This is a genomic window from Nitrobacter sp. 62-13, assembly GCF_001896955.1.
GTDB lineage: Bacteria > Pseudomonadota > Alphaproteobacteria > Rhizobiales > Xanthobacteraceae > Nitrobacter.
This window is the reverse complement of record NZ_MKRN01000142.1, coordinates 1-5309: the sequence shown is the minus strand read 5'-3', so window position 1 is coordinate 5309 and position 5309 is coordinate 1. Positions and strand designations below refer to the sequence as shown.

6 protein-coding genes are annotated in these 5309 nt (G+C 59.0%); 5 read left to right on the top strand and 1 reads right to left on the bottom strand.

Going from position 1 to position 5309, the window contains the following annotated elements; genetic code table 11:
- Positions 1 to 330: methionine adenosyltransferase domain-containing protein (locus BGN91_RS10405; RefSeq protein WP_292612864.1), on the top strand; the 330-nt coding region annotated here is incomplete at its 5' end.
- A gap of 170 nt (positions 331 to 500) precedes the next feature.
- Positions 501 to 1940 (top strand): adenosylhomocysteinase, encoded by a 1440-nt coding sequence (gene ahcY, locus BGN91_RS10400; RefSeq protein ID WP_292612862.1) that lies wholly within the window; start codon positions 501 to 503, stop codon positions 1938 to 1940.
- A gap of 249 nt (positions 1941 to 2189) precedes the next feature.
- Here the strand turns inward: ahcY and BGN91_RS10395 are convergent, their stop codons facing one another.
- Positions 2190 to 2474, bottom strand: coding sequence for a hypothetical protein (locus BGN91_RS10395; protein ID WP_292612860.1), 285 nt, complete (start codon positions 2472 to 2474; stop codon positions 2190 to 2192).
- A 212-nt stretch (positions 2475 to 2686) separates the two neighbouring features.
- Here BGN91_RS10395 and BGN91_RS10390 point away from each other — a divergent pair, with 212 nt between their 5' ends.
- From BGN91_RS10390 to BGN91_RS10380, 3 genes are all read left to right on the top strand, one after another.
- On the top strand, positions 2687 to 2896 hold the full coding sequence (locus BGN91_RS10390) for a cold-shock protein (RefSeq protein ID WP_292612858.1): 210 nt from the start codon (positions 2687 to 2689) through the stop codon (positions 2894 to 2896).
- 504 nt (positions 2897 to 3400) lie between these two features.
- Positions 3401 to 4120: a DUF899 family protein gene (locus tag BGN91_RS10385; protein ID WP_292612857.1), complete on the top strand. Its 720-nt coding sequence runs from the start codon at positions 3401 to 3403 to the stop codon at positions 4118 to 4120.
- Between the two features lie 221 nt (positions 4121 to 4341).
- Complete coding sequence (locus BGN91_RS10380) at positions 4342 to 5241, top strand: hypothetical protein (protein WP_292612855.1); 900 nt, start codon at positions 4342 to 4344, stop codon at positions 5239 to 5241.
- Positions 5242 to 5309 lie beyond the last annotated feature (68 nt).

Genomic DNA, 5309 nt, shown 5'->3' with positions numbered 1-5309 from the left:
GCCGCGCGCTATCTCGCCAAGAACATCGTCGCCGCCGGCCTTGCCGACCGCTGCACCTTGCAGCTCGCTTACGCCATCGGCGTGGCGCGTCCGCTGTCGATCTACATCGATACGCACGGCACCGGAAAGGTGCCGGAAGACACGCTCGAGCGCATCGTCTCGGAAGCGATGGACCTGACGCCGCGTGGTATCCGCAAGCATCTCGACCTGAACCGGCCGATCTATGCCCGCACCTCGTCCTACGGCCATTTCGGCCGCACGCCGGACAATGAGGGCGGCTTCTCCTGGGAGAAGACCGACCTCGCCGAGGTGATCAAGCGCGCAGTGTGACAACAAGCAAGACGTCATGCCCGGCCTTGTGCCGGGCATCCATGTCTTTCTTCTTGTCAGCAAGACGTGGATGGCCGGGACGAGCCCGACCATGACGAAGGAAAGATGACGCCGCTTCTTCACTCGCTTGCAGACGGGGAGGAGGAGCCGCAACAAGGGATCCGATCGACATGACCACCGCTACCGCCGCCAAGACGTCCGCAGGTTTCACCGACTACATCGTCAAGGACATCGGCCTTGCCGATTTCGGCCGCAAGGAAATCTCGCTCGCCGAGACCGAGATGCCCGGCCTGATGGCGACGCGCGAGGAATATGGCCCCAAGCAACCCTTGAAGGGCGCGCGCATCGCAGGCTCCCTGCACATGACGATCCAGACCGCGGTGCTGATCGAAACGCTGACGGCGCTGGGCGCGGACGTCCGCTGGGTCTCCTGCAACATCTATTCGACGCAGGATCACGCCGCTGCCGCGATCGCGGCCGCCGGCATTCCGGTGTTTGCCGTCAAGGGCGAGACCCTGACCGAATACTGGGACTACACCGCAAAACTGTTCGACTGGCACGGCGGCGGCTACCCGAACATGATCCTCGACGACGGCGGCGACGCGACGCTGCTGATCCACCTCGGCGTGCGCGCCGAGAAGGGCGACGTGGCATTTTTGGACAAGCCCGGCGCCGAGGAAGAAGAGGTGCTGTTCGCGCTGATCAAGCGCCTCTTGAAGGAGAAGCCGAAGGGCTGGTTCGGCGAGGTCGCCAAATCCATCAAGGGCGTTTCGGAGGAAACCACCACCGGCGTGCACCGCCTCTACGAGATGCAGAAGGCCGGTACGCTGCTGTGGCCGGCGATCAACGTCAACGACAGCGTCACCAAGTCGAAGTTCGACAACCTCTACGGCTGCCGCGAGTCGCTGGTCGACGGTATTCGCCGCGGCACCGACGTGATGATGAGCGGCAAGGTCGCCATGGTCGCGGGCTTCGGCGACGTGGGTAAGGGTTCGGCGGCATCATTGCGACAGGCCGGCTGCCGCGTCATGGTATCCGAGATCGACCCGATCTGCGCGCTGCAGGCGGCGATGGAAGGCTACGAGGTCGTGACCATGGAGGACGCAGCACCACGCGCCGACATCTTCGTCACCGCCACCGGCAACAAGGATATCATCACGCTCGACCACATGCGCGCGATGAAGGATCGCGCCATCGTCTGCAACATTGGTCACTTCGACAACGAGATCCAGGTCGGCGCGCTGAAGAACCTGAAGTGGAACAACATCAAGCCGCAGGTGGACGAGATCACCTTCGCGGACGGCAAGCGGATGATCCTGCTCTCGGAAGGTCGTCTGGTGAACCTCGGCAACGCGATGGGGCATCCGTCGTTCGTCATGTCGGCGTCGTTCACCAACCAGACCCTGGCGCAGATCGAACTCTTCGCCCACAACGAGGACGGCAAATACAAGCGCGAAGTCTATGTGCTGCCGAAGTCGCTGGACGAGAAGGTGGCCCGGCTGCACCTGAACAAGATCGGCGTCAAGCTCACCGAGTTGCGCAAGGATCAGGCAGACTATATCGGCGTCAAGGTCGAAGGCCCGTTCAAGAGCGATCACTACCGATACTGAGCGGCGAATTATCCGTCATTCCGGACGGCTTGCAGCGCAAGCCGATCCGGTCGGAGATTGGAAAGAGCTTCTGGATTCCCCGATGTGCAATTGCGCATCTGAGGTTCGCCGCATCGGCGCGAAGGCAAGGCGTTGGGCCGTGCGCAATCGCTCATCCGGAAGCGACAGTGCAGGGACTCAAAAAAGCCCCGGAGCGATCAGGGGCTTTTTTATTTGGCGTTGGTCCATGCGCGTTCAGCGGGATTCGCGTCACGTCATCCGGCCGGTATTCTTCTGCGAGGCGAGAAAATCCGACAGCTTGGCAGTTTGCTTGGCCGCTGCCTTTTTGCCCCGGGCGGGCGCTTTCACCGGCTTCGGCTGCGCCGCCTCTTCGGCTTCCTTGGCGAGCCGCAGGGCGCGCAGGCGCTCCATGTTCTTGCGGACCGCGATGTCGCGGGCCTCGATGTCGGCGCGCGCCTTCGCGCCCTCGATGGCGGCAGTGCGCATGCGTTCGTTACGGGCCAGTTGTGCCGGGCTCGGTGGGGGCTTGGTCATGGAAGCCATATAGGCATTGTACGCCAAAATGCTAGAGTGAGACGGGAATTTGCTCTTTCCGCCAGGAAATGCTACAGAGGCGCCATTCGATTGCTGGCATTGGTTTTGTTAAGCGCCGCCAGGCTCCTTTCCAAAGACATCGCTGAGATTGGATATATCGCGCAATCCTGCGTGAACGCGCATGTGCGCGCTTTGGAACAAGGACGACTCTCATGACGACAGGCACGGTGAAGTGGTTTAACGGCCAAAAGGGTTTTGGCTTCATCCAGCCGAACGACGGCGGCAACGATGTGTTCGTCCACATCAGCGCTGTCGAGCGCGCAGGCCTCACTGGCCTCACCGAGGGCCAGAAGGTCAACTTCGAGGCCAAGACCGACAAGATGCGCGGCAAGGTCAGCGCCGAAAACCTCTCGCTCGCATAAAGCGGGATGAAAGCGGGAGCGGTTTTCCGTCCGCGTCCCGCTTCCTGAAATCTTGGCATCGATCACGTTCATGATCTTGGATCGATTCGATCCAGGATCATCCCGAGATCATGGCCGCGCCGGCGAGACGATGGCGGCGCTTCATGCGGAGAAATCGGAAAGCGCCGTGATCCCCGCGGATGTACCGGGACGCGCTTTTGGAGGGCTTTCGGGCATCCTCGGTGGCTTGGCCGAGGACGGATGCCGCGTGAAGAAAAAGCGCGTCAGATCGAAATTGCGGAGCCTCTTTCGATTTCCATCGGAAGCGCGGCTTCAGGTTTTGCGCCCGGTTCACGGATGTACTGAAACGGACGCTCAGCGAGCCTCGTCAGCAATGACGGGGCTTTTTTTGTAGCGGAATTCGGCGAGACCAAAGGATATTCGCGCCGCCGGAACCCGGTTCTACCGCCCGCGTTTTCTCTCATCGAATCCGCACGCGATGTCCCGGACTTCCGAGAGGCCTCCATGGAACACCTGCAATATCCAAACGAGAGCGAGGGCTATCGCATCGCGCGCAACCGGCTGCTGGAGGAGGAGATCAAGCTGCGCGCGCAGATCGAGGCGGTGGCGGCGAGGCGCCGCGCGCTTCCGCTGGGTGGCGAGGTACCGTGGGACTACGTGTTCGAGCGCATCGGCGACGATCTCATGCCGCAGAAGGTGAGGATGTCAAAACTGTTCGGGCCGCACGACACGCTGATCCTCTACAGCTTCATGTACGGACCCGAGCGCGAGTCGCCGTGCCCCGGCTGCACGCATCTTCTGGATGGTATCGACGGCGCCGCGCGGCACCTCGCCCAGCGCGCCGCGTTTCATGTCGTCGCCAAATCGCCGATCGCGCGGCTGGTGGCGTTCGCGCGCCGGCGCGGCTGGCACCACCTGTCGCTGCTCTCGACCGCCGGTAACTGTTACGACGGGGACTATTTCGGCGACACCACGAAGTTGTCAAAAGCCATGCGGTTTCAGCACAGGGTGCCGGAAGGCCAGAACTGGGACGAGACCATCTTCAACGTGTTCAAGAAGCGCAACGGAAAAATCCATCACTTCTGGGGCTCGGAGATGGCCTTCGCGCGCCCGGTGCCGGGCCAGCACCACCGCGCCGGCGACGTGGCCGATCCCTTGTGGAATCTTCTCGACATGACGCCGGACGGGCGAGGGGAGACGTGGTTTCCGCAGGTGGAGTATTAGATGGCTAAGACCCCAAGCTGTACAAATCCATTTTTCGAAATGATGCGTTAATCGGTAGCCCTCGCGTAGCACTGTCTTCAACGAACGAGCAGCTGTTGAAGCGCGATGTACTCGTTCTCCTTTTTGAACCTGTGCGTAACGACCCTGTGTGTCGTCCCCAACAATCTTGACTTACTTCGCAGAATTTTAGAATCTGCAACCGGAGGTTGGGGGGCGAGCTGATGGCTGACTACACGGAGACAATAAGAATTCGTTTTGATGGAGGACTAGCAAGTTCAGGTCAGCTTCATTTTTATGAATATAGTCGATCTCAATATGCGATGGCACGTTTCATCGCGACCGTTGAGCACTTTCGTCGCACAAACCATGTAGCTTCTAGGATTACTCTAGAATCAAACGTTGAAGCTATTGTCAGAAGCCCGCAGCGTGGCTCGTTTATAGAAGACATTATTGTTTCAGGCGTTAAGCAAGGCATGGCAGCGGCAATTTCTGTGCCGCTTTCTGCGCTTATCTCATACGTTTGGCAGATGCTTTTGCCACGAACTGAGAAGGCTGATGACCTCGTAAAGGATCTTGCTAAAATCAGGCTAGCCGAAAGCAATTCGCTTGTCGCAGTGGAGCAAGAGCGAACTAAACAGAAGCAAATAGATCTTGAACAGTTGAAAACGTGGCAAGCGATAGGTGACGGTGAGAGAGCGAACACCAGTGCAGCGCTCGACCTTTTGAGGTGGTCTCTTCAAGCAACAAATACCGCCATACCCAGAATTGCAACTCGGAAAGAACTGGAACAAGCGTCGCAAGAGATAGCGGCCGAGCAGCAGCGCGAAAAAGAATTTGAAGCGCACGATCAAGAGCTTCAGCGGATCGATGAAGACTCGATCAACACGTTGACATCAAGATTGAGGCCAATGATTCAGGAAATTGGCCTGCCGCTTAGGCGGTCCGCAGACAAAATGACGATAGGTGGAGGTGCTGATACTAACGTCTACGCAGAGCTTACTCCGACTGTTATCGCCGCTATTCAAGATAGGACAAGTGAGACAGAGGTAAGCCAAATTATCGGAAGAATTAAGGGATATGATCGTGATGGGTACGCATCCGACGGGCACCGTCTTGTCTGACATGAGGTAATTCGCGAAGCGTGTGACCTTAAGTCTAGCTTTAAGGTCATCAGGCGATGCGGGTTGAG

What these genes read in the sequence shown, in the direction of transcription:
- ahcY (WP_292612862.1), top strand. Translation starts at nt 501, where the DNA reads ATGACCACCGCTACCGCCGCCAAGACGTCCGCAGGTTTCACCGACTAC.
- BGN91_RS10385 (WP_292612857.1), top strand. Translation starts at nt 3,401, where the DNA reads ATGGAACACCTGCAATATCCAAACGAGAGCGAGGGCTATCGCATCGCG.
- BGN91_RS10395 (WP_292612860.1), bottom strand. Translation starts at nt 2,474, where the DNA reads ATGACCAAGCCCCCACCGAGCCCGGCACAACTGGCCCGTAACGAACGC.
- BGN91_RS10380 (WP_292612855.1), top strand. Translation starts at nt 4,342, where the DNA reads ATGGCTGACTACACGGAGACAATAAGAATTCGTTTTGATGGAGGACTA.
- BGN91_RS10390 (WP_292612858.1), top strand. Translation starts at nt 2,687, where the DNA reads ATGACGACAGGCACGGTGAAGTGGTTTAACGGCCAAAAGGGTTTTGGC.